Annotated in this window: 19 protein-coding genes; 8 read left to right on the forward strand and 11 right to left on the reverse strand. The window is 64.0% G+C overall.

Going from position 1 to position 24870, the window contains the following annotated elements; genetic code table 11:
* Positions 1-28 precede the first annotated feature (28 nt).
* The 3 genes from P3T18_RS13895 to P3T18_RS13905 all read right to left on the reverse strand — a co-directional run bounded on the left by P3T18_RS13895 (position 29) and on the right by P3T18_RS13905 (position 2763).
* Entirely contained in the window at positions 29-814 is a 786-nt protein-coding gene (locus P3T18_RS13895; RefSeq protein WP_429300492.1) for an anti-sigma factor, read from the reverse strand.
* Positions 814-1383 (reverse strand): RNA polymerase sigma factor, encoded by a 570-nt coding sequence (locus P3T18_RS13900; RefSeq protein WP_429300493.1) that lies wholly within the window; start codon positions 1381-1383, stop codon positions 814-816. Before P3T18_RS13900 ends, P3T18_RS13895 begins: the two co-directional genes overlap by 1 nt.
* Positions 1384-1824: 441 nt before the next feature.
* A complete protein-coding gene (locus tag P3T18_RS13905; RefSeq protein ID WP_429300494.1) occupies positions 1825-2763 on the reverse strand; it encodes a dihydrodipicolinate synthase family protein in 939 nt (312 codons plus the stop codon).
* Positions 2764-2890: 127 nt separating this feature from the next.
* On the opposite strand from P3T18_RS13905, the gene P3T18_RS13910 reads away from it, so the two are divergent.
* Positions 2891-3829: a LysR family transcriptional regulator gene (locus tag P3T18_RS13910; protein WP_429300495.1), complete on the forward strand. Its 939-nt coding sequence runs from the start codon at positions 2891-2893 to the stop codon at positions 3827-3829.
* A 254-nt stretch (positions 3830-4083) separates the two neighbouring features.
* Positions 4084-7203 carry a transglycosylase domain-containing protein gene (locus P3T18_RS13915; protein WP_429300496.1) on the forward strand — a complete coding sequence of 1040 codons (3120 nt, stop codon included), beginning with the start codon at positions 4084-4086 and terminating at the stop codon, positions 7201-7203.
* 29 nt (positions 7204-7232) lie between these two features.
* Here P3T18_RS13915 and P3T18_RS13920 read toward each other — a convergent pair whose 3' ends face one another.
* The 6 genes from P3T18_RS13920 to P3T18_RS13945 form a co-directional block, all read right to left on the reverse strand.
* Complete coding sequence (locus tag P3T18_RS13920) at positions 7233-8459, reverse strand: ROK family transcriptional regulator (protein ID WP_429300497.1); 1227 nt, start codon at positions 8457-8459, stop codon at positions 7233-7235.
* 37 nt (positions 8460-8496) lie between these two features.
* Entirely contained in the window at positions 8497-9294 is a 798-nt protein-coding gene (locus P3T18_RS13925; protein ID WP_429300498.1) for an ATP-binding cassette domain-containing protein, read from the reverse strand.
* Between the two features lie 27 nt (positions 9295-9321).
* A complete protein-coding gene (locus P3T18_RS13930; protein ID WP_429300499.1) occupies positions 9322-10308 on the reverse strand; it encodes an ABC transporter permease in 987 nt (328 codons plus the stop codon).
* A 92-nt stretch (positions 10309-10400) separates the two neighbouring features.
* Positions 10401-11405 carry a sugar ABC transporter substrate-binding protein gene (locus P3T18_RS13935; protein WP_429300500.1) on the reverse strand — a complete coding sequence of 335 codons (1005 nt, stop codon included), beginning with the start codon at positions 11403-11405 and terminating at the stop codon, positions 10401-10403.
* A gap of 383 nt (positions 11406-11788) precedes the next feature.
* Positions 11789-12553 carry a flagellar brake protein gene (locus P3T18_RS13940; RefSeq protein WP_429300501.1) on the reverse strand — a complete coding sequence of 255 codons (765 nt, stop codon included), beginning with the start codon at positions 12551-12553 and terminating at the stop codon, positions 11789-11791.
* Between the two features lie 286 nt (positions 12554-12839).
* A complete protein-coding gene (locus tag P3T18_RS13945) occupies positions 12840-13871 on the reverse strand; it encodes a LacI family DNA-binding transcriptional regulator (RefSeq protein WP_429300502.1) in 1032 nt (343 codons plus the stop codon).
* A gap of 203 nt (positions 13872-14074) precedes the next feature.
* Between P3T18_RS13945 and P3T18_RS13950 the strand changes: the two genes are divergently transcribed.
* The 5 genes from P3T18_RS13950 to P3T18_RS13970 all read left to right on the forward strand — a co-directional run bounded on the left by P3T18_RS13950 (position 14075) and on the right by P3T18_RS13970 (position 20544).
* Positions 14075-15232, forward strand: coding sequence for an ABC transporter ATP-binding protein (locus tag P3T18_RS13950; RefSeq protein WP_429300503.1), 1158 nt, complete (start codon positions 14075-14077; stop codon positions 15230-15232).
* Between the two features lie 11 nt (positions 15233-15243).
* Positions 15244-17217 carry a beta-galactosidase gene (locus P3T18_RS13955; RefSeq protein WP_429300504.1) on the forward strand — a complete coding sequence of 658 codons (1974 nt, stop codon included), beginning with the start codon at positions 15244-15246 and terminating at the stop codon, positions 17215-17217.
* Positions 17218-17360: 143 nt separating this feature from the next.
* Positions 17361-18614 (forward strand): ABC transporter substrate-binding protein, encoded by a 1254-nt coding sequence (locus P3T18_RS13960; RefSeq protein WP_429300505.1) that lies wholly within the window; start codon positions 17361-17363, stop codon positions 18612-18614.
* Between the two features lie 84 nt (positions 18615-18698).
* Entirely contained in the window at positions 18699-19682 is a 984-nt protein-coding gene (locus P3T18_RS13965) for a carbohydrate ABC transporter permease (RefSeq protein WP_429300506.1), read from the forward strand.
* Between the two features lie 10 nt (positions 19683-19692).
* Positions 19693-20544, forward strand: coding sequence for a carbohydrate ABC transporter permease (locus tag P3T18_RS13970; protein ID WP_429300507.1), 852 nt, complete (start codon positions 19693-19695; stop codon positions 20542-20544).
* Between the two features lie 83 nt (positions 20545-20627).
* On the opposite strand, the gene P3T18_RS13975 is transcribed toward P3T18_RS13970, so the two are convergent.
* On the reverse strand, positions 20628-21032 hold the full coding sequence (locus P3T18_RS13975) for a PPC domain-containing DNA-binding protein (protein WP_429300508.1): 405 nt from the start codon (positions 21030-21032) through the stop codon (positions 20628-20630).
* Between the two features lie 331 nt (positions 21033-21363).
* On the opposite strand from P3T18_RS13975, the gene pstS reads away from it, so the two are divergent.
* Entirely contained in the window at positions 21364-22446 is a 1083-nt protein-coding gene (gene pstS / locus P3T18_RS13980; protein ID WP_429300509.1) for a phosphate ABC transporter substrate-binding protein PstS, read from the forward strand.
* Positions 22447-22467: 21 nt separating this feature from the next.
* Here the strand turns inward: pstS and bamA are convergent, their stop codons facing one another.
* Positions 22468-24723: an outer membrane protein assembly factor BamA gene (bamA, locus tag P3T18_RS13985; protein ID WP_429301099.1), complete on the reverse strand. Its 2256-nt coding sequence runs from the start codon at positions 24721-24723 to the stop codon at positions 22468-22470.
* Positions 24724-24870: the final 147 nt, after the last annotated feature.

A 24870-nucleotide genomic window follows, 5' to 3' on the forward strand; every position in this document is an offset into this window, starting at 1 on the left:
CCGCGCGCGAGCGCAGCGCCGCAGCGGATCAGGACACCGGCAACAGCTTGCCGCTGAACACCACCGGACCGGTCGGCGCATCGTGGTTGGGCGAGCCGCCCGGCGCTTCGATCGACACCGCCAGCGCCGCGTAGCTCTCCGGCTTCTGCTGACCGGCCGTGACCTTGCCGCTCGCGTTGTCAGGCAGCAAGCCGAGCGACACCGGATGACCGCTCGCCGGAATGCCCCACAACTCCATGGTCTTGCCCGGCGGCAGACCGACATTGCCGAGCGGATGCAAGGTCATGGTGGAATGCGTTTCGTCCCACGCAACCAGCATGACCGGATGCGCGTCCTTGTTGTTCAGCACCGCGACGTGCGTGACGGCAGCTTCGGGCTGCTGCTGTGCGACCGTCGGCGCGGGTGTCGGGGTACTGGCGGCCGGCAGCAGCGAGCGGATCGCCACGACCACCGCCACCGCCGCGAAGCCGGTCACGCCGATCGCCCAGCCGCGCCAGAACGCGAGGTTTTCGAAGATGCTGCCCGACGGCCGCGCCGGTGTTTCGACCACCGTACGAGGACGCGCCGCTTCGCGTGTGGATGCCAGGCCCAGACGCCGCTCGATGGCTTCCCACACCGCGGCCGGCGGCATGCGCGGCTCGGCGAGTTCGGCCATCGGCGAGATGCGCCGTTGCCATTCGTCGACCGCGCGGCGAACCGTGCTGTCATGGTCGGCGTAACGCTGGAAGCGCCGGCGTGCGCCGCCGCGCAGCGTGCCGAGCACGTATTCGGCGGCCAGCATGTCGACCAGTTGAGGATAGCGACCGAGGTTCATCACTCGCCTCCCAGGCAGGTCTTGAGCTTGGCGAGGCCGCGCCTGATCCACGACTTGATGGTGCCGAGCGGCACCGTCAGCACGTCGGCGATCTCACTATGACTTTGATCGCGCAGGTAAGCGAGGGCGACTGCCTGACGCTGCGCCGGTTCGAGCTGCTGCATGCAGCCCGCCAGCAAACGCGCCTGCAAGCTGACGGCGGTAAGTGCTTCGGGATCCGGATCGCCGGTCGCAACAAGGTCGTCCAACGCGTCGCTCCATTCTGTTTCCTGCGTGTTGACTCGCCGCAGGTGATCGAGAGCACGGTTCCGGACAATCGCGGACATCCACGTCATCGGCGCGGACAATGCACGGCGATAGTCGCCGGCAAAGCGCCAGATATTGACGAAACTGTCCTGCAACACTTCTTCTGCCCACTCGTGCCTGCTCAATATACGGAGCGCGAGGCCAAACAGTTTCGGGGCGGCGAGATCATATAACTCGCGCAGTGCCGCGGCGTCTTCTTTGGCAACGCGTTCGAGCAGTTCGGCGAGGGTTTCCGGCGTCAGTTCTCGAGGATTGGCTGTCATGGAAAGTGTCGTGGTGGACTTGCGAGCCTATGTTACCCACTTTCGACGCGAGCTTATATGTGGTTTTTTCCCAAGGCGCTGCATCCGGCGAGGCGAGGTTCGCGTATATGGCTGCACGGGCGGGGGACCGTCGCGCTTGCCGTGAACGGCAGCCGGCGCAGAGGCAGGGGCAGAGACAGAGACTCGATGGGACACGGGGTGCGTGTACCGGGAGGCCAGACCGTTGCACATGCGCGTCACAAGGCAGGCAACGGCGTCACGCGATGCGGGATGGTCAGCGCAAAAAACGCGGACGACAGCAGTTGGGGGTGGTGAGCCGGACTCATTCCTTTCGGGTCCGGCCGGATGCCGGACGCAGCAGCGTCAGCCGGCGCCCGGCCGGACCGGGAATGAGTTCGCGCGCACCTTTTCGCTTCGGGCGCAGCGAATCGGTTATTCAGTTCAGCGGCCCCAGCGCAGCACGAGCGGGTCGAGTCGGCGCGCCACTTTCAGCAGACCTTCGCGCGTGGCCGGATGCATGGCCGGCAGCGGATGACGCACGGCGTCCGAGCGAATCACGCCGCCTTCCTTCATCAAGGCTTTGCACGACGCAAGGCCGCCCTGGCGATTCTCGTAATTGATCAGCGGCAGCCATTGCTGATAATGCGCGGCCGCGGCTTCGGTGTCGCCGGCCGCGTAGGCGTCGACGATCAGACGGATGCCGTCCGCATAACCGCCGCCTGTCATCGAACCGGTTGCGCCGGCATCGAGATCGGCCATCAGGGTGATCGCCTCTTCGCCGTCCCATGGACCGATCACAGCGTCGCCGCCGAGTTCGATCAACTCGCGCAGCTTGTTGGCCGCCTGCGGTGTTTCGATCTTGAAGTACGACACGTTGGCGAGTTCTCGCGCCATTCGCGCGAGGAACGGCGCGGACAGGGCCGTTCCGCTCACCGGCGCGTCCTGGATCATGATCGGAATGTCGATGGCGTCGGACACCGCGCGATAGAACTCGTAGATGCCGCGCTCGCCGATGCGAATGGTCGCGCCGTGATACGGCGGCATCACCATCACCATCGACGCACCCGCCGCCTGCGCGCTACGGCTGCGCTCGGCGCACTGGTGCGAGCTGAAATGCGTGGTCGTGACGATCACCGGGACGCGTCCGGCCACGTGCTCCAGCGCCAGATGCATGAGCGTGTTGCGTTCGTCGTCGGACAGCGCGAACTGCTCGGAGAAATTGGCGAGCAGGCACAGGCCGTTGGAACCGGCGTCGATCATGAAATCGATGCAGCGCTTCTGGCCGTCGGGATCGAGACGTCCGGCCTCGTCGAAAATGGTGGGCACCACGGGAAAGACGCCGCGCAGGGGCGTCTGGCTGAATGGTCGGGCGGTAGTCATGGTCATGGCCGATGAACGTGGAAGTAGGGTGTTCGAATGTCTCCGCCGTCGACTATACGGCGCGGCGCCAGGCAAGGTATATTGAATTGTTTCCATCCTGTGATCGCTTTTGCGACTCACCCCGTCGATGAAAGACACGTTCAACATTCTGCTGTCGAGACTGCGCATGAAGCAGTTGCAACTGCTGATCGCCCTCGACGACCACAAATCGATGCACAAGTCCGCCGGCGCCATGGCGATGACGCAATCGGCGGCGAGCAAGGCGTTGCAGGAACTGGAGTCCATGTTCGAGGCGCCGCTGTTCGAGCGCAGCAAGACCGGCATGATCGCCAATCCGCTCGGCCATTGCGTGATCCGCTATGCACGGCTGCTCGCCACCGATCTGACCTCGCTGTGCCAGGAGGTGGCCGAGATCCGCTCGGGACGCGGCGGGCGGCTCGCGATCGGCGCCATCATGGGGGCGATTCCCGAATGCGTGGTGCCGGCGCTGAACGCACTGCACGCCGGCCAGCCGGATCTATCCATCGAAGTGATGGAAGACACCAGCGCGCGCATGCTGTTGCAACTGGACGAAGGCCGCCTCGACCTGGTGATCGGACGCGCGGCCGTCGCCGCCGATCCGTCGAAGTATCGCTACCTGCCGCTCGGCGACGAGCCTTTATCGGTAGTGGTGGGTTACGGGCATGCGCCGCTGCCGAAAAAGGAAATGAGCCTGCGCGATCTGACGGGGCACCGCTGGGTGACGTATCCGTCGCATATGCCGCTGCATGCCTTGCTCGAACGGGAAATGGATCTCGCCGGCGTGACGATGCCGGGCAATCCGATCTCCACCGCTTCGACGTTCGTGACCGTGTCGTTGCTGCAGGACAGCGCCGATCTGGTGTCGTTGCTGCCCACCGCGATTGCGCAGCCCTTCGTGCGGCAGAAGATGCTGCGCATCGTGCCGGTGCGGCTCAAATCGCCCTCGCAAACCTTCGGTGTCGTGGCGCGCAAGGGCGGCGTGCTGCCGCCGCCGGCCGAGGCATTCATCCAGCTGTTGACGCAGCAGACCACTAGCGCAGCCTGATTGCCGGCAAGGCGCGGCAGGGTTGAATACGGCTTTAGCGGCCGCCGAAAAAATGCCGCAAAAGCGCATCTTCACGCAGCGGCAAGACAGTCAATATCGCATGCCGGAGAACGCCGCGCCATGCTTCGCAAAACAGTGTTGCGGCGGCGACACTCAGGGTAGATCCGGGCAGATCGCGCCTTCATTTTCCGCGCTACACTGAATCGAAGGCGCGCCATCTCCAGAAACATGGCGCCCGCTCGGGGAGTGCTGCCATGAATCGGCCAGTGGTTCGGTTTCCGCTTCGCGCGGCAGGCGCAACGCCTGTCAGGAGGTGGCTCAAATGGGGGCTGGCGGCGGCGTTTCTGCTGGCCGTGGCCCTGGCGGCGCGCTTCGTTCAGGTGGAGATCGACACCTCGCGACTCCAGGCGCATTACCTCTCCGAATTGACTCGCGACGTGGGCTTTTCCGTCGCGGACGGTCCCAGCCATTCGATCCGCTTTCCGCAGGACGGCAAAGGCGCCGGCACAGACCCCAGGTCGGGTCCCGAAGCGGGTCCTTACGACAACCGTCTCGGCTACGCCCTGTTGCCGCAATTCCAGCAGCGCCTGCTCGAACGCGGGTTCGAGGTCACCGCGCAGGCACGCGATTCCGAACGCATGTTGTCGCTCGCCGATAACGGTCTTTTCCTGCCTTACGCCGAGAAAGACCAGGCCGGACTGCGCTTGTTCGACGGCACCGGTGCGCCGCTCTTTGCCGCCAGCTTTCCGGGGCATGCGAACGGCAGCTTCGACGCGATTCCACCGCTGATCGTCAATTCGTTGCTCTTCATCGAAGACCGTTATTTGCTGGACCCCGACCAACCGAACCGCAATCCCGCCATCGACTGGGGACGCTTCAGCCGCGCGCTGGCCGATCAGGGCCTGCGGCTGGTCAACCGGCATCAGGCGGCGCCGGGCGGCAGCACGCTCGCCACCCAGATCGAGAAATTCCGTCATTCGGCGGACGGCCGCACCGCGACGCCGCCGGAGAAATTGCGGCAGATCGCCTCGGCTTCCGTGCGCGCCTATCTGAACGGCCCGCAAACCATGCCGGCGCGGCAGCAGATCGTCGTGCGCTACCTGAACTCCGTGCCGCTCGCGGCGCAACCCGGCATCGGCGAGATCAACGGTATCGGCGACGGACTCGCCGCCTGGTACGGTCGCGATTTCGCCGACGTGAACCGCATCCTGATGGCGCCTTCGACGAGCGACACGCTGGCCGCGCAGGGCGAAGCATTCCGCCAGGTGCTTTCGCTGATGATCGCGCAACGCGCGCCGTCGTTCTTCCTGCATCGCGGCTATCCGGAACTGGAACGTCTGACGGACAGCTATTTGCGGCTGCTGGCGAGCGGCGGCGTCATTTCCGCGCCGTTGCGCGACGCGGCGCTGGCCGCGTCCGTGGAGTTGCATCGCCGGCCGGCGCACCTGCCGGCCGCCGACTCGTTCGTCTCGCGCAAGGCCGTCACGTCGATGCGCTCGCATCTGCTCGCGTCGCTGGGCGTGCCGAGTTTCTACGAACTCGACCGGCTGGACATGGAGGCAAAGGGCACGCTGAACAATGCCGTGCAGCAGGCGGTGAGCGAACGGCTCGCCGCGGCCGCGACACGTGACGGCGCGAAAGCGGCGGGTCTCGTTGGTTTCGAAATGCTGCGCGCGTCCGACGATCCCTCGCACATCGCCTACAGCTTCACGCTGTTCGAGCGGCGCGACGGCGCCAACCTCGTGCGCGTGCAAACGGATAGCGTCAACCAGCCGTTCGACATCAACTCCGGCGCGCGCCTGAATCTCGGCTCGACCGCGAAACTGCGCACCATCGTCACGTATCTGCAGATCGTGTCGGCGTTGCACGCGCGTTATGCGCCGATGAGCGCGGCGGAACGCAAGGCCGTGCAGCCCGACCCCAGCGATGCACTCACGCGCTGGGCGCTCGACTATCTTTCGCACACATCGGACCGCTCGCTGCAAGCCATGCTCGACGCAGCCGTGGAACGGAAATACTCGGCGAATCCCGGCGAAACCTTCTATACGGGCGGCGGCGCGCAGACCTTCAACAACTTCGAGTCCGACGACAACAGCCGCATTCTGACCGTGCGCCGCGCGTTCCAGCATTCGGTGAATCTGGTGTTCGTGCGTTTGATGCGCGACATCGTCCACTACGAAATGCTCGAGACCACCGGGCCGTCCGCGCAATGGCTCAACGATCCCGCCACGCGCACGATGTATCTGACGCGTTTCGCCGATCAGGAAAGCCGTGTGTACATGAATCGTTTCTACACGAAGTATCACGGCAAGACGCCCGATCAGGCGCTCGCGCTGCTCGTGCTCGGCGTGCGCAAGTCGCCGCCGAGAATGGCGGTCGTGCTGCGAAGCGTGGCGCCCGACGAACCCGCCGCGTGGTTCAACGCGCAGATGCGTGCGGCGCTGAAGAACACGCCCGCGGCTTCCGTACTCGACGACGAAGACCTCGCGAGCCTCTATACCCGCTACGCCATCGACCGCTACAACCTGAACGATCGCGGCTACATCTCGGGCGTTCATCCGCTCGAACTGTGGACGCTCAACTATCTGCGCGCGCACCCGGACGCCACGCCCGAGCAGATTCAGAGCGCCAGCCGCGACGTGCGTCTTTCCACGTATTCGTGGCTCTTCAAGACCCGTTATCACGCGACTCAGGATCGCCGCATCAAGCGGATGGTGGAGTTGCGCGCCTTCGACGCCATCGGCAAATCGTGGCAGGCGCTGGGCTATCCGTTCGAGACGCTCACGCCTTCGTATGCGGCGGCCATCGGCGCGTCGGGTGACCGGCCGGCGGCGCTCGCGCAGCTGATCGGCGTAATCGCGAACGACGGCAACAAGATGCCGACCGAAAGTCTCACGCAACTCGACTTCGCGAAAGACACGCCGTACGAAACGCATTTCAGGCGCGCAGCGGTGGCGCCGCAACGGCAGTTGTCGCCGGAAATCGCGAACGTGACGCGCAGCCTGTTGCGTGATGTGGTGGTGGGCGGCACGGCAAAACGCCTTGCGCAAGGCATGACGTTCCCCGACGGCGAAACGCTGCAGATTTACGGCAAAACCGGCACGGGCGACCAGCGTTTCAACGTGTTCGCCAAGGGCGCGCGGCTGATCGAGTCGCGCAAGGTGAATCGCAGCGCGACGTTCGTGTTCGTCATGGGCGACCGTTTCTACGGCACGCTGACCGCGTGGGTGCACGAACCGTATGCCGCGCATTACGAGTTCACCAGCGCGTTGTCGGTGCAGTTGCTGAAGTCGCTGGCGCCGGTCTTGCAGCCTTTGCTGAAGGATCAGCCGCCGGTGAAAACCGCCTCGGTCGACAAGGTGGCGGCGCAGTAGCAACGGCAACGAAAAAAAGTTAGTTTGGCTTAGTAATCTGCGTCTGCCGCCGGTTTCAGAAACAGTTCATGGACCGGCGCGAAATGCGCGTAGAGCGGCAGAATGGCGCCGCCCATCGCGCGCGCGTCTGCGCCGATCGTGCCTTCCAGCAGTTGCGGGCGCACCATCCCTTCCCATTCGAAGCGATCGAGCACACGCTCGGTACGGCGGATGATTTCGCGTACCAGTTGCCGGTCGAGTTCGCCGTCGATCACCACGGCTTCCAGGTCGAGCAATGCGGCCGCGTTGGTCAATGCGTTGGCAATCGCGGGGCAGGCCGTGTCGAGCCATTGCTCGGTTTGCCGCCACACGTCGGGCGACAGCGCGCGATGATCGTGAGCCGCGGCGGCAGGCACGCCGGCGTCGCTCAACAACTGTTCCAGCACGAAGCCCGATGCCGCGTGCAACAACTGCCGCGCGGGTTTGCGGGCCGAGCCGTCTTTCAGCGGAATCGAGCCGACCGCGCCCGCGTTGTCGTGCGGGCCGCCGTGCAGGCGTCCGTCGATCACGAGTCCGCCGCCGATGAAGGTCCCGACGAACAGATACAGGAAATTGTGAATCCCGCGTCCCTGGCCGATCACCAGTTCGGCGGCGCAGGCGGCGGTGGTGTCCTTGGCGAATTCGACCGGCAGACCGGTCATGGTGGCGATGCGGCTGCGCAGATCGATCTCGTGCCAGGCGTCGAGCGCATCGGGCGGTGCGCCGAGAAACTCGCGCCAGCCGCCGAGCCACAACGGCGCGGCAACGCCCACGCCGACCACCTTGTTGGCCTTCGCGCCGAGCGTGCGGTTCAGCCGTGCAAGCTTGCTTTCGAGCGCGGGAAACAGGCTGCGCGGGTCGGGATACGCGTAGTCGAAGACGTCGCGGCACACCACGTGACCGGCGAAATCCATCGCCAGCACATCCAGGCTGCGCCGCCCGACCTTGATGCCGATGGTGTACGCGCCGTCGGGACGTAAGGCGATCGGCACCGAAGGCTGGCCGATGCGGCCGCGCACGCGCGCCTGCTTTTCCAGCAGACCGTCGTCGATGAGACGATCGACGATCATCGAAACCGTCTGCATCGACAGACGCGTCAGACGTCCCACGTCGGCTTTCGGCAGGGGGCCATGCAGACGGATCGCCTGCAGCACGATCCGTTCGTTGAACTGCCGCATGCCGACCTGGTTCGAGCCGACCGTGCGTTTCGGGGGCGAGCGGGTGCCGGTGGTATCCATGGGCGCGCCGCTCAGCTCAGTGCGTGCGGTGCGGGCGTCATGCGATCGCCTTGACGTCCGCTTCCTTCGCGCCGGTCATGATCGCCACTGCCTCGGACATGTGGATGTCCGCCGTTCTGACGAGCGCCGCGCGCCGGCCGAGCCGCTGGATGTGGATGCGGTCGGCGATCTCGAACACGTGCGGCATGTTGTGGCTGATGAGGATCACCGGCAGGCCGCGGTCGCGCACGCGCCGGATCAGTTCGAGCACCATGTTGCCTTCTTTCACGCCGAGCGCGGCGGTGGGCTCGTCGAGAATCACCACGTGCCGCGCGAACGCCGCGCTGCGCGCCACGGCCACGCCTTGCCGCTGACCGCCCGAGAGCGTCTCGACCGCCTGACGCATCGAGCGGATGCCGATCTGCAGGTCTTTCATGTGCGCGGTCGCTTCTTCCAGCATGCGGCGCTTGTCGATCATCTTGAAGAGCGAGCCGCGCCAGCCCGGCTTGAGCAGTTCGCGGGCGAGAAACAGGTTTTCCGCGATGCTCATGGCGGGCGCCACCGCCAGTTCCTGGTAGACGGTTTCGATGCCCTGGGCGCGCGCGTCGAGCGGACTGCGGAATTTCACCGGCTTGCCGTCGAGCAGAATCTCGCCCTCGTCGGGCACGACGGCGCCGGAGAGCGCCTTGATCAGCGACGATTTGCCCGCGCCGTTGTCGCCGATCACGGCGAGAATCTCGCCGGGCAGTACTTCGAAATCGCAACCGTCGATGGCGGTGACGTTACCGTAGCGTTTGACGAGTCCGCGCGCCTGCAGAACGGGCATCACGGCTGAAGCGGAAACAGGTGTCGACATGACTGGCTCCATGCACGAAAGTGCGGCTCAACCGCGACGATGGGAAAGTTTGTCCGCGGCCACGGCGAGAATCACCAGCATGCCGGTGATCAACACCTGGTACACGGACGACACGCCGATCAGCGTCAGCCCGTTGCGAAACACGCCGACGATCAACGCGCCGAGCAGCGTGCCGACAATCGAGCCGCGTCCGCCGAACAGGCTGGTGCCGCCCAGCACCACGGCCGTGATGCTGTCGAGGTTTTCGGTTTGTCCTGCCTGCGGATCGCCCACGCCGGTACGCGATACCGACAGCAGCGCGGCGATGCCGTAGATCGCGCCGGCCAGCGAATACACGGTGAGCAGAATTTTCTGCGACGAAAGACCCATCAGACGCGCCGCTTCGGGGTTGTTGCCGAGCGCATAGAGATGCCGGCCCGGCACGGTGTCGCGCAAAACGAACCACGTGGCGAGATACATCAGCAAGGTGAGTACCGTGCCGTAGGTGACGTCGGCCGGACCCACCCTGAAGGTGTTGCCGAAGAACATGATGGCGTCCGGCAGATTCGATACGCTTTCCGCGTTCGAATAGATCTGCGTGAGCGCGAACGCGATGTTCAGCGTGCCGAGCGTGACGATGAACGCGGGCAGTTTGATGCGCGTGATCAACAGCCCGTTGAGCGCGCCGAACAGCGTGCTGGCGCCGATGCCGCACAGAATCGCGAGCACCGGCGGCACGCCGAGCGCGACCGCGAACTTGGTCATGATGATCGAGCCGAACGCCATCACCATGCCGCACGACAGATCGATGCCGCCGGTCAGCACGATCAGCGTCTGACCGATCGCGATCACGGCCACCACCATGGTTTGCTGGAGAATCAGCGAGAGATTCTGGAACGACAGGAAACGGTTGCTCTGCGAGATGAAGAAGCCGCAGGCCAGCACCAGCGCGATCAGCGGTCCGATCTCGGCGAGCGATGGTAAGCGGTCCGAAAGATTGCGTGAGTGACCGGCGGGCGCGGAAGGAGTCGACATGATGGAGTTCCTCGATGCAAGAGCGTGGCAGGCGCCACGCGGCAAATCAGGCGACGGTCCGCTTCAGCGGCGGACCGGCCGTGTCAAGCGCGTTACTTGTTGCCCCAGCAGTTGTCGAGGCCGAACTTCGTGTCCTTGCTGTCGATGCCGGACATGGGTTTGTCCGTGATCAGCGTGACGCCGGTGTCCTGATAGCCGGAGACCTTCTTGCCGGTCTTCGCGTAGGCGACGCCGGCTTCCACGCCCAGCGCAGCCATCTTCAGCGGATACTGCTGCGAGGTTGCGGCAATTGCGCCGGCCTTCACGTTGCGCACGCCTTCACAGCCGCCGTCGATCGACACGATCATCACGCTCTTGTCCTTGCCCGCCGCCTTGAGCGCGCGATACGCGCCCGCTGCCGCCGGTTCGTTGATCGTGTACACCACGTTGATATCCGGCGACTTCTGCAGACAGTTTTCCATCGCCGTCTGTCCCTTCGACTGATCGCCGCGCGTGTCCTGGCTGCACACGATCGACGCATCGCCTTCCTTCACGCCGAAGCCCTGCAGAAAGCCGTTGTGACGCAGCACGCCGACCGACACGCCGGGCGCGAGATCGAGCGTGGCGATCTTGGCGGGCTTGCCGGCCATGGCCGCTTTCGCATACTGGCCGATCAGCACGCCGGCCTTGAAGTTGTCGGTGGCGAAGAGGGCGTCGGTGGCGTCCTGCGGCTCGGTGGGCGTGTCGAGCGCCACCACCATGACGCCGGCGGCGCGCGCTTTCTTGATGCTCGGCACGATCGCCTTGGTGTCGCTCGGCGTGATCAGAATCGCTTTTGCGCCGGCTGTCAGCATGTTTTCGATAGCGGTGACCTGGCTCGCGTTGTCGCCGTCGAACTTGCCCGCGGCGGTAATCAGTTTCGCGCCGTCTTTCTGCGCGGCCGCTTCGGCACCCTGTTTCATCTTCACGAAGAACGGATTCGTATCGGTCTTGGTGATGAGGCCGACGGTGGGCTGGTCGGCGGCCTGGGTCGCGCTCGCGCACCACACGGCCGTTGCCGCGACGCACATCGTGACGATTGTTCTGGCGGCGGGATGCCTGCGGGAATTCAGGTTCATGGGACGCTCCTCCGGTTATTGGCAACGACGTTGTGGACTGCCTAAATCACTTGGATTGATTTAGTACAGCAGGCGCGCGAACGCGCGTCAAGAAAGCGTTCTCGACGCGCGATGCCATTCGAAGCGACGTGGGAAGGCGCAAGTCCTTGCGCGGCGGGACACGGCGGACTTGGTGCGCTGCAAGATCGAAGGTGCCTGCCTGGTGAAAGTCCTGGCTGGCTTGAAAGTGGATTGAAAACCGCGAACGGGTTTTCGGTGTGATCAGGCGTGCATAAGATGTCGATTCCGGCGGCAGCGTGAAGCGCTGTTGCCGGAATCGAAGCGGCCAAAGTCTTGCGGATTCGGAGCCCCGTTTCAGCGCCCCGCTTCGGAGCCCGTGTCCGTTACCGGCGCGGCGCGAGCGTTTGCCGTTTCGTTTCGAGTTGCGTGACGACGCGTTGCAACGTGCGCTCGGCCGGTCCCGGCGTTTCGACGAAACGGCAGCCGATCACGTAACGCTGATCGCCGCGCGGCGTGGTCATCTGACGGGGCGCGACGATCTCCAGATCGAGTCGCAGCGAACCGAATGTGCCGAGTTGCAGCGTGACGTCGCGCAGCACGGTGCCGGTTTCGAGCGATCCGAAACGCGCGTCGCCGGTTTTCAGCGCGACGCCGCCGAGCGACAAATCCTGCAATTCCAGCCGGAACGAGCCGCCATCCGCGTACGGGCCGCTCGCCACGTACGGGTCGAGCACCGGCGTTTGCACGCGGAAGAATTCGCGTCGTTGAACGTAGTAGAGCAAGGTGGGGAAGGCCGCCTCGAAAGCCGGGCGTCCTTCGAATTCGACGGCGGTGGCGTTGAGCGTGGCGAATTCGGTGCGAATGCCGCCGGGCAGGCTGCGGAACATCAGTTGCGGGGCTTGCGGCAAGGCGTGATTGTCGTCGGCCACGCTGCCTGCGTCGAACACGAAGCGCGCGTTGCGCGAGTCCACGTCCAGCACCTGCGTGACGATTTGCCGGCCGTCGAATTCCACGGTGACGAAGTCCTGTCCCGCTACCAGATGGCGCAGGCAGACGGCGATCTGCAACGGATGGCGTTGCGCGAAAGTCGAGTCGGCTTCGTGGGTCGTTGCGGTCGCGTCCGTGTCCTGCAGAAGATCGGCAATCATTTGAATATCCATGCGTGTCGTGGGCCCTGGCCTGGCCGGTGAGGAAGCGCTGAGGCATGACTTGCATGCGGGTGCGCGGCCTTTCCTTTCCTCTTTTCCCTGCTTGATTGCAGAGACCGTGCCAACTTGCATGGAATATCGCGGGCGACTGCTTGGCGTCTGAAAATATCCTTTGTAGACGGGCGTTTAGCGACGCTCGCCGCGCGTCGCATGGAATTCGCAAGACGGCCTTCGAGCGCGTTTGCAGCGTTCGCTACGTAACGCCGCCGACGCTGTTACGGCCACGTTACGACGCGCGCGGCGCGCCGGTCGAAGCGCGCACGACCAACTGCGGCGGCGAGGAAATCCGCATCGGCACCTCGGCGTTGCGCGTGCCCGCCTGACCGTACGAGGTTTCGATCAGTTCGCGCAGCAGGGACACTGCGAGTTCGGCCACTTCGACGGTCGGCACGGCCACGGTGGTCAGCGCGGGACGCGACTCGCGCGCAAGCTGGATGTCCGTGATGCCGATCACGGAAAGGTCGCGCGGCACGCTCAGGCCGAGATCGGCGGCGGCGTGCATCGCGCCGAGCGCGGGCAAGTCGTTGGTGGCGTAGATCGCGGTGAGTTTCGGGTTGGCTTCGAGCAGGGCGCGCGCGGCCGTGTAGCCGCCCTGGATCGTGTCCGGCGCATGTTTGACGCGTGACCGCGGCAAGCCGGCCGCGCTCATGGCATCGACGAAACCCGCCAGACGCGCCGCATGAATGCCCGACGATTTGCTGCCGACGATTGCGCCGATCTGCCGGTGACCGAGGTCGAGCAGATGCTGCCCGGCCAGCTCGCCCGCGAGCCGGAAATCCACCGCGACGCAGGGCAGGCCGGGCGGCTCGTGCGGCCGCTCCCACATGCACAGCACGACCGGCGTGCCGCGCGATTCGGTGGTGTGCAGGTCGGCGAAATCGAGGTTGGCGTTGGTCACCAGCACGCCTTCGGAGAGCGTGCCGGCAATCTGGTCGAGATAGGCGCGGCCGGTGTGCGGATCTTCGTTCGTATTGCAGATGATCACGAAGTGGCCGCTGCCGCGCGCGGCGCGCTCAACGGCCAGCGCGAATTCCGGATAGAACGGATTGGCGATGCTCGACACCATCAACGCGAGCGTCGGCGCGCGGCCTTCGGCCAGCGCGCGGGCGGCGAGGTGCGGACGGTAGCCGAGCGCATCGACCGCGTCGAGTACGCGTTGCCGGGTGGTCGCGCCAACCCGGCCGCGATTGCGCAGCACGTTGGACACCGTGGCCGGGGTGACGCCGGCATGACGCGCAACTTCACTGAGAGTGGGCATGATCGGGGAACGTCTTGTTCATTATTTGGGATGACTGTCCGGCATTTGCATCGCAGCCCAAGGAGCGGCAACATTTGTCGCACAGACAAAACGATATCGGAGACAGGCAAGGCCCAGCGATCGCATGCGATCGATTTTTTTGGGCCAGCTGATTAAGCGCTTAATCTCCGACTTCGAGCCGATTAAATCACGGAGTCGATGCAATGGCGAGCATTTCGTTGAAAGGCGTGCAGAAGGCGTATGGAGAGGGCGCGCTGGTGATTCGCGACGTCGATCTGGAGATCGGCGAGAACGAGTTCTGCGTGTTCCTCGGCCCCTCGGGTTGCGGCAAGTCCACGTTGCTGCGCATGATCGCCGGCCTCGAAGACGTGACCGACGGCGAACTCTCGATCGGCGGGCGGCTCGTCAACGACGTGCCCGCCGCGCAGCGCGGCGTGGCGATGGTGTTCCAAAGCTACGCGCTGTTTCCGCACATGACCGTGTACGAGAACATGGCCTTCGGCCTGAAGCTCGCCAAAACCCCGAAAGACGAAATCGACCGCAAGGTGCGGGAAGCCGCGCGCATCCTGCAACTCGAAGCCTTGCTGGAGCGTCGCCCGAAAGCGCTCTCCGGCGGTCAACGTCAGCGCGTGGCGATCGGCCGCGCGATCGTGCGCGAACCCGGCGTGTTCCTGTTCGACGAACCGCTCTCCAATCTCGACGCCACGCTGCGCGGCCAGACCCGCGTGGAGATCGCGCGACTGCACAAGCAGTTCGCCAAGGCGAGCGTGGTCTACGTGACGCACGACCAGATCGAAGCCATGACGCTCGCCGACAAGATCGTGCTGCTGCACGCGGGCAAAGACACCGAGCGTTACGGCTCCATCGCGCAGATCGGCGCGCCGCTCGAGTTGTATCACCGTCCGAAGAGCCGCTTCGTGGCCGGCTTCATCGGCTCGCCGCGCATGAACTTCCTGCCGGCGCGCGTGGCGTCGGTGGATGCGCAAGGCGTGACGATCACGCTCGACCAGACGAATGAAACCGTGCGCGTGCCGGTGAGCAGCGAAGGGCTGCAGGTGTCGCAAGCGGTTACGCTCGGCGTGCGCCCCGAGCATCTGGAATTCGTCGAGACCGCCGTAGCGGACGCCGCGCACGACTCGGTGCTCACGCGTACCGTCGCGCTCGTCGAACAACTCGGCGAACACAGCTACGTTCACCTCGATCAGCCCGGCGGCACGACCCTGATCGCCAAGGCGCCCGGCGACACGCGTCTGGTGCCGGGCGACCGCGCCAGCCTGCGCGTGCCGGCGCGCGCCTGTCATCTGTTTTTCGAAGACGGCTTCGCGGCCGCTTCGCTCGAATCCGTCGAACACTACGTATAAAGGACATTCGGATGCGCCTTGGAGTCTGCTATTACCCGGAACACTGGCCCGAGTCGATGTGGGAAGACGACGCTCGCCGCATGAAAGCACTCGGCATCGAACAGGTGCGGATCGCCGAGTTCGCGTGGAGCCGGATCGAACCCTCGCCGGGTGAATACAACTGGGGCTGGCTGGATCGCGCCATCGACGTGCTCGGCGCGGCCGGTCTGCAGGTGGTGATGTGCACGCCCACCGCGACGCCGCCCAAGTGGCTGATCGACCGTCATCCGGACATCCTGCCGGTGGGCGCGGACGGCCGCCCGCGCGCGTTCGGTTCGCGTCGTCACTACGATTTTTCGTCGCCTTCGTATTTCGCCGCGTCGCAGAAAATCTGCACGGCGGTGGCCGAGCGCTACGGCAAGCATCCGGCGGTCGCGTTCTGGCAGACCGACAACGAGTTCGGCTGCCATCACACGGTGGTCAGCTATTCGCCGGCTGCCGTGGGACGTTTCCGCGAATGGTTGAAGGCGCGTTATCGCACCGTCGACGCGCTGAACGACGCCTGGGGCACGGTGTTCTGGAGCATGGAATACCGCAGCTTCGACGAGATCGACGCGCCCGTCGCGACCGTGACCGAGGCGCATCCGTCGCACCGTCTCGACTATCGCCGTTTCGCGTCGGACGAAGTGGCGCGCTACAACCGCATGCAGGTGGAGATCATCCGCGCGCATTCGCCCGGCCGGCCGGTCGCGCACAACTTCATGCAACTCTTCACCGAGTTCGATCACTACAAGGTCGCGGCCGATCTCGACATCGCCACATGGGACAGCTATCCGCTCGGCGCACTCGAAGAACAATGGTTCGCGCCGGAGATCAAGGCGCGCTGGCTGCGCACCGGTCATCCCGACTTCGCGTCGTTCAATCACGACGTCTATCGCGGCATGTCGAAGCTGCCGTTGTGGGTGATGGAGCAGCAGCCCGGTCCGGTGAACTGGGCGCTGTGGAATCCCGCGCCGCTGCCGGGCATGGTGCGGCTGTGGAGCTGGGAAGCGTTCGCGCACGGCGCGGGCTGCGTGTCGTATTTCCGCTGGCGTCAGGCGCCGTTCGCGCAGGAACAGATGCATGCCGGTCTGAACACGCCCGATAACCGGCTCGACGTGGGCGGCAACGAGGCCGCGCAAGTCGCAAGCGAAATTCGCACCGTGCTCGCCGCGGACGCCGACGCCAACGCGTCGATCCGCTCGAAGGTCGCGCTGGTGTACGACTACGAAGCGAAATGGCTGTTCGAGATTCATCCGCAAGGCGCCGACTTTCACTATCCGCGTTTCGCCTTCGAGTATTACTCGGCGCTGCGTTCGCTCGGTCTCGACGTGGATGTCGTGCCGGTCGACGCGCCGCTGGACGGCTACCGCCTGATCGTGGTGCCGCCGCTGCCGGTGGTGCCCGCCGATTTTGCCGCGCGTCTGGCGAATTCGGGCGCACAGGTGGTGTTCGGGCCGCGCACGGGTTCGAAGACCGCAGACCTGCAGATTCCGGCGAATCTGCCGCCGGGCGCGCTGAGTTCGGTGCTGCCGTTGCGAGTGTGGCGCGTCGAATCGATGCGTCCGAACGTGACCGAGGCCGTCAGTCTCGCCGACGGTGAAAGCGCGGGTTACGCACGGCACTGGCGCGATTTCATCGACAGCGACGCGCAAGCTACGCTCGACGTGCGCGCCCGTTTCGCGGACGGCCATCCCGCTTACGCACGCAGCGGCGCGTTCCATTACCTCACGAGCCTGTTCGACGACGCGCTGACCACGCGCTTCTTCGCGCAGATTGCCGGCGAAGCGGGTCTGGCGGCGCAGTTCCTCGGCGACGGCGTGCGGATCAGCCGGCGCGGCGCGCTGACTTACGTGTTCAACTACGGCGAAGAACCCTATACGATTGCCGACGCCGCTGACGACGCCTTCGTGTTCGGCACGCGTGAGGTAGCAGCGCAGGGCGTGGCGGTCTTTCGAAGCCGGTAAAGCAGACGCCGACAAAGCAGACGCCGACAAAGCAGACGCCGATCAAGCAGAAGACGTTGAGTAGTGTTCCGAAGCATTCCACGCAGCATAGGCAACGACGCAAACAACGACGCAAAATCACGGAATAAAAGGAGACAGGCAACATGACAATCAAACCACGCAAGATTCTGCTGGCGCTCGCGCTGGCCGCGGCGGCCGCCGGGACGTCGGTCGTCAGCACGGCGCAAGCCGGCACGCTCGCGGTCAACATCGCGTTCAAGGGTGCGAGCCAGCGCGCCGTATGGCAGTCCACCATCGACGAATTCAAGAAGGCGCATCCCGGCATCGACGTGAAGGTCTCGTTCATCGACGAAGAAGCGTACAAGGTGCAGTTGCCGGGCTGGCTCTCGACGGTGGCGCCCGATATCGTCAACTGGCATGACGGTGAGCGCATGGCGTACTACGCGCAGCGCGGTCTGTTCGAAGACCTGAGCGGCGACTGGGCGAAGAACGGCTGGAACGACATGTATGCCTCGACTAAGGAAGCGTCGTCGTATAAGGGCAAGCAGTATGCCGCGCCGACCGTGTACTACTCGTGGGGCATGTTCTATCGCAAGGACCTGTTCCAGAAGGTCGGTATCAGCGGCGAGCCGAAAACGTGGGATCAGTTTCTCGACGACTGCAAGAAGCTGAAGGCCGCGGGCATTACGCCGATTGCCGTGGCGGGTCGTGACTCGTGGACGCTCGCAGGCTGGTTCGATTATCTCGATCTGCGCCTGAACGGCAACGCGTTCCACCAGAAACTGATGGCCGGCGAAATTCCGTACACCGATCCGCGCGTGAAGAAGGTCTACACCACGTGGAAGCAACTGATCGATGCCGGCTATTTTATCGACAACTCGCTCTCCTACGATCTGGATTCGGTGCAGCCGTTCCTGTTCCAGGGCAAGGCGGCGATGATGCTGATGGGCACGTTCATCACCGCCGGCTTCCCGCCGAACGTGAAGCCGGAAATGGGCTACTTCCAGTTCCCGATCATCGACGCGAAGGTTCCGACCGCCGAAGACGGTCCGGTCGAATCGCTGCATATTCCGTCGAAAGCGAAGAACAAGGCGGACGCGCATACTTTCCTCGCGTTCGTCGAGACGCCGGAGATCGGCGCGAAGCTCGCCGCGGGTCTGGGCTCGCTGTCGGCGAACAGCAAGTCGCCGGAACCGGAAGATCCGATTTCGAAGATCGGCTTCCAGATTCTCGCCAACACCAAGGGCGGCATCGCGCAGTTCTATGATCGCGATATGACGAAGGAAATGGCCGACGAAGGCATGAAGGGGATGCAGCAGTTCATCTCCGATCCTTCGAAGCTCGACGACGTGCTCGCGCAACTCGAGCAGACCCGCAAGCGCATCTACAAGAAGTAAGCGACGGCGGCCCGTTCGCGGGCCGCCGATCGCCGGCTTCGATTGCCAACCTTCGATCGCCAACGTTCGATCGGGAGAAAGATCGTGTCGCACTCCGTCACCCGTTCCACAGTCAGCGGACCCGCGCCCTCCGGCGGGTCCGGCGGCTCCGGTGCGCCGTCGCCCGGCGGCGCATTGCGCGGCGGTTCTGCCGCGGCGCGCCGGCGCGGTCCGTCGCCGACCGCGCGCCGGCAACGCCGGGCCGCCTTCCTGTTTCTCGCGCCGGCCTGCGTGATGGTGGCGATCTACGTCGTCTGGCCGATTCTTTCGACCATCCGCCTGAGCTTTTTCAACTGGGACGGCATGACCGATCCCTCGTTCGTGGGCCTGGCGAACTACGTCGAACTGTTCCATACGCAGACGTTCTATACCGCGCTGAAGAACAACCTGATCTGGTTGCTGCTGTTCCTGCTGGCGCCGCCCATGGGACTCGCCGTCGCGCTGTATCTGAACCAGGCGGTGGCGGGCATTCGCATCGTGAAGTCGCTGTTTTTCGCGCCCTTCGTGCTGTCGGGCGTGGTGGTGGGTCTGATCTTTTCGTGGTTCTACGATCCCACCTTCGGTTTGCTCGCGGTGATTCTCGGCCACGGCGTGCCGGTGCTCGGCGACCCGCGCTACGCCACGTTCGGCATCGTGTTTGCGGCGCTCTGGCCGCAAACCGCCTACTGCATGATTCTTTACCTCACGGGTTTGACCTCGCTGAACGCCGAACAGATCGAAGCCGCACGCATGGAAGGCGCGCACGGCTGGTCGATGCTGTGGAACGTGATCCTGCCGCAATTGCGGCCCACCACGTTCATGGCGATCGTCGTGACGATCATCGGCGCGTTGCGCAGCTTCGACCTGATCTCGGTGATGACGGGCGGCGGCCCGTTCGAAAGCTCGACCGTGCTGGCTTATTACATGTACGACCAGGCCATCAAGTACTACCGCATCGGCTATTCGGCGGCGGTGGCGGTGGTGCTGTTCGCGATCATGCTGATCTACATCGTTTATCACCTGCGGCGAATGCTGCGCGCCGAGCAATAAGGAGCCGACCATGTTTCCGATTCCGATCGACAAATGGAAACCGGCATCGCGCCGCGTCTACAAACTCACCTTGCCGATTGCGCTGCTGATCTGGCTGTTGCCGATGATCGCCGTGCTCGTCACGTCGGTGCGTTCCAGCGAGGAACTGAGCGAAGGCAACTACTGGGGCTGGCCGAAGCACTTCGCGATGTTCGACAACTATCGCGAGGCGTTGACCACTTCGCCGATGCTGCATTACTTCTGGAACAGCGTGCTGATTACGGTGCCGGCCGTGGTGGGGTCGATTGCGCTCGCGGCGATGGCCGGCTTCGCACTCGCCATCTATCGCTTTCGCGGCAACTCTACGCTGTTCGCCACGTTTGTCGCGGGGAATTTCGTACCGGTGCAGGTGCTGATGATTCCGGTGCGCGATCTGTCCTTGCAACTCGGTCTGTTCAACACGGTGAGTGCGCTGATTCTCTTTCACGTGTCGTTCCAGACCGGATTCTGCGCACTGTTCCTGCGCAACTTCATCAAGCAGTTGCCGTTCGAGCTGATCGAGGCGGCACGTATCGAAGGCGCGAATGAATGGACCGTGTTCTTCAAAATCGTGCTACCGCTGATCCGTCCCGCGCTCGCGGCGCTGGCCATTCTCGTGTTCACCTTCGTGTGGAACGACTACTTCTGGGCGCTGTGCCTGACGCAAGGCGACGACGCCGCGCCGATCACCGTGGGTGTGGCCGCGTTGAAAGGCCAATGGACGACCGCGTGGAACCTGGTGTCGGCCGGATCGATTCTGGCGGCTTTGCCTTCCGTGGCGATGTTCTTCGCCATGCAGAAACATTTCGTGGCCGGTTTGACCTTTGGGGCAACCAAGGGATGAGTCGTTAGCGCGTACCCGTGTTCTCAGGTTGTGGCGAGAAGCTTGCCCGCGAAAGCGGGCTTTTTTTCGTCTGCGGGAAGGGGTTACTTTGGGTTTCTGGCTCCGATCGACAGTTCAAGAAAGCCCGACTGCGGATCGTGCTCGCGCGAAAAACGATGGTCCGGCAGCAGCGCAAGCAGAATCTCAGCCGTCGTGCGGACGACGCAACCGTGCGCGACATGTCCGCCGCTGACACTGCCACGCGAGTCGGACACCGACATGTGCAGATGCGCGCCGTCCACCGAAAGCGAGCTGCCCAGCGTGAGAATCTCCAGGTCGCCGCGCAATTCGGTCGGCAAGTCGACGCCTGCGAAACGCAATTGCGCGACGCTGAGACTGCCGATGCCCTGAATCACGAAAGCCGCCTGCAAGCCGAGTTGCCGGAGTGCGTTTTCGAGGACGAGCCGCAAATCGTCGCCCGGTGACAGGCGCAGTGGATAAGCTTGCATGGTTCGGCTTCGCAATGATGGGATGCGGCCTAGTGTAAAGCTATTGGCAAGGCGATCGTCTCGCCGCTTTGTCTCTCACGTTGAAAAAGCGTCCACGTCACGTCGTTTTCGAAAAAGGCAGTGTTCCCGCCGAGCGCCGAAGACGCGCGGGGCCTGTCCGTTTTCGGCTAAGTCGTGGCTTATCCACTACGCGGATTGAGTTCGTAATAGTGCGATTCGCAGCCGCATTTGTGCGAGCGCAGCAGAAACGCTGGATGTGCGCTCTCCGGTTGCCCGCATCAAGCGGACTTCACGACGCCGATATCCAACGATAATTCGAAGCGAGGTTGACGTGAGACACGTGCTTTCGTTGTCGGTCGCGCTGACGGGCGTGCTGATCGCCGTCGCGGCCCACGCTGCCGATCCTGCCGCAGACCCTGATTCCAATAGCGGCGCCGCCGTGAATCTCACCGGCGCCGGCAGCACGTTCGCCGCGCCGATCTACGGCAAGTGGGCCGAGGCGTATCAGAAGTCCGGCGGCGGCAAGGTGGACTACAAACCGGTCGGCTCGACGGAGGGCCTCAAGCGGATCGTCGCGAATGAAGTCGATTTCGCGGGCTCCGATGCGCCGCTCAGTGACGACGATCTGGCGAAGCAGGGGCTCGTGCAATTTCCAACGGTGGTGGGCGGCGTGGTGCCCGTCGTCAATATTCCGGACATCAAGCCGGGCGAGTTGACGCTATCCGGCCAGGTGCTCGGCGATATTTATCTTGGCAAGATCGTCAACTGGAATGCGCCCGCCATCGCCGCGCTCAATCCCACGCTGAAACTGCCCGACATGCCGATTGCCGTGGTGCGGCGCGCCGACGGCTCCGGCACGACGCTGATCTGGACGCACTATCTCGCGCAGGCCAATGCCGAATGGAAAAGCCGCATCGGCGAGGGCGCGACCGTGCGCTGGCCGCGCGGCCTGGGCGGACGTGGCAACGAAGGCGTCGCGACATACGTGCAGCACGTGCCGGGCGCGATCGGTTATGTGGCCTGGGACTTCACCAAGCAGAATCACATGGCTTATACGGCCATGCGCAATGCCACGGGCGCGAGCATTCAGCCCGGACCCGCCACTTTCAAGGCGGCCGCCGAGAGCGCCGACTGGTCGCGCTCGCTCTATCCGTTCCTGACTAACGAACCCGGTCAGCAGGCCTGGCCGGTGGTCGGCGCAACGTTCGTGCTGCTGCATGCCAGTCAGGATGGCGACAAGTCCGCGCGCGCGGCAGCGATTCTGCGGTTTTTCGACTGGGCCATGACTCACGGCGCGCAGACCGCCGAAGCGCTGGACTACATTCCGTTGCCGGAAACGGTGGCCGCCGAAGTGCAGACCTATCTGCACGCGCAACTCAAAGACGTACCGAAGAAAGCGCTGGCGGGACAATAAGGCGTCAGGCGCGCATCCCGATCAGAACGAGGTGCCGATCTGGAACTGGAACTTCTGATAGTCGTCGCCGGCGTGCCGGACGATCGGGAAGCCGAGCGAGAGCTTGAGCGGCCCGATCGGCGAAATCCATTCGAGCCCTGCGCCGTAGCTGTAACGCAAGCCGTTGGCGCCCGTGCTGTTGCCTTCGTTGCCCCACACATTCCCCGCGTCGACGAAAGTGAAAACGCGCAGGGTGCGGTCCCAGCCGCTGCCCGGCAGAGGGAAGGTCATCTCCACGTTGGCCACGACCATGCGCGAGCCGCCGATCGGGTCGCCGGTGGTGGCGTCGCGCGGACCCAGCGAGCCGGACTCGTAGCCGCGCACGGAACCGATGCCGCCCGCGTAGTAATTCTTGAAGATCGGATAGGCCTTGCCCGCAAAGCCGTTGCCGTAACCGCCCTGCAGATTCAGGCCGAGAATGAAGCCGCGCGCGAACGAGTAGTAATACTGCGCCTGGGCGTCGGCCTTGTAGTACTCCGTGCCGCCCGCCGGTGTGCCGACTTCGCCATTGCCCTGCAGAAAATAGCCGCGGCTCGGCACGAGGGCGCTGTCGCGGTCGTCGCGTGACCAGCCGGTGGTCAGCGGCACGTTGTTCACCACATGACCGAATTCGGCCACGTAATCCTTATAGCTTTGCGGGGTCGATGAATCGATCGAGAGCCGGTTCTGTTCGAGACCGACGCCGAAGTAAACGGTGTCCGCTTCGGAGAAGGGAATGCCGAACTTCAGGTCCGCGCCCACCGTGATGATGCGAAAGCTCGTATCTGTGTAGTAGTAAAGCGGATAACTGGTGCGGTAGTAGACGTCCGTGATGCGCTTGATGCCGTCCACGGTGAAGTACGGATCGGTTTGTGTGACCGTGAGCGTGCGATAGGTCTTGGCGGTGTTCACGTTCACGGCGAGACTCGTGCCCGACCCGAACACGTTGTCCTGCGAAATGCCGGCGGATAGCACCACTTTGTCCGTGGACGAAAACCCTGCGCCGAGCGTGATCGCGCCGGTGGGTTTCTCGCTCACTTTCACGTCCACGTCGACCTGATCGGGTGAGCCTTCCACGGGTACGGTCGTGACGTCCACGTCGGTGAAATAGCCGAGCCGGTTGACCCGGTCTTTCGACAACGCGAGACGGTTCGAGTCGAACCACGAGCTTTCGAGTTGGCGCATTTCGCGGCGCACGACTTCGTCGCGCGTACGCGTGTTGCCCACCACGTTGATATGCCGCACGTACACGCGCCGGCTCGGGTCCACTTGCAGCGTGATGCCGACCGTGTGATGTTGCTGATCGATCTGCGGCTGCGCGTTGACCGTGGCGAATGCGTAACCGTACTGGCCGAGCCGGTCGACAATCGCTTTCGTGGTGGCCTGCAGTTTCTCCGCCGAAAAACGCTCGCCCGGCTTGATGCCGATCAGCTTCGTCAATTCCGCTTCACGGTCGAGCAGATTGCCCGCGAGCTTGACCGAAGAGAGGGTGTACGGCTCGCCTTCGTGCAGCGTCACCGTGAGATACATCTCTTTCTTGTCCGGCGTGATCGACACCTGCGTCGATTCGATATTGAATTCCAGGTAGCCGCGATTCAGATAATACGAGCGCACGCGTTCCAGATCGCCGGTGAGTTTGTCTTTGGCGTAGAGATCGTTCTTCGTGTACCAGGAGAACCAGTTCGGCGTGGAGAGCTGCATTTCGTCGCGCAGCGTATCGGTGCTGAACGCCTGATTGCCGATGAAATTGATCTGCCGGATCTTCGCGTTCGGTCCTTCGATCACCGAGAACAGCAACGCCACGCGGTTGCGGTCGATCGGCGTCACGGTGGTGGTCACTTCCGCGGCGTAATAGCCGCGCGTCAGATACTGGCGCTTCAGTTCCTGTTCCGCGCGCGAGACGAGGTCCTTGTCGTAGTAACGTCCCGCCGACAATCCCACCGCGTTCAAGGCCTTGTTCAGATTGTCCTTGTCGAACTCGTGAATGCCGGCGAAATCCACCGTACCGACCGCGGGGCGTTCAATGACCTGCACGATCACCACGTTGCCTTCGGATGCGATCTTCACGTCGCTGAAGAAGCCGGTTGCGTAGAGCGCGCGAATCGCGTCCGAGGCTTTGTCGTCGGTGAAGGTGTCGCCTTTTTTGATCGGCAGGTACGCGAACAGGGTGCCGGGTTCGACGCGTTGCAGTCCTTCGATCCTGATGTCCTGCACCGTGAACGGCTGAACCGCATGAGCCGGCGAGCTTGCCAGCGCCATGCCGGCGAGGGGAAACGTACTGGCGATACGGCTCGTTAAAGCTTTAAAGTTCATCTTGAGTGGTCAGATCCTGATACGGCGCGCGGCGGGCGGACAACAACATTCGGCGCATCGGTGCGTGTTCGAAGCGGTGTCCATGACTCCGGG

Origin of the sequence: Paraburkholderia sp. GAS199 (assembly GCF_050436585.1) — a bacterium.
Lineage (GTDB): Bacteria > Pseudomonadota > Gammaproteobacteria > Burkholderiales > Burkholderiaceae > Paraburkholderia.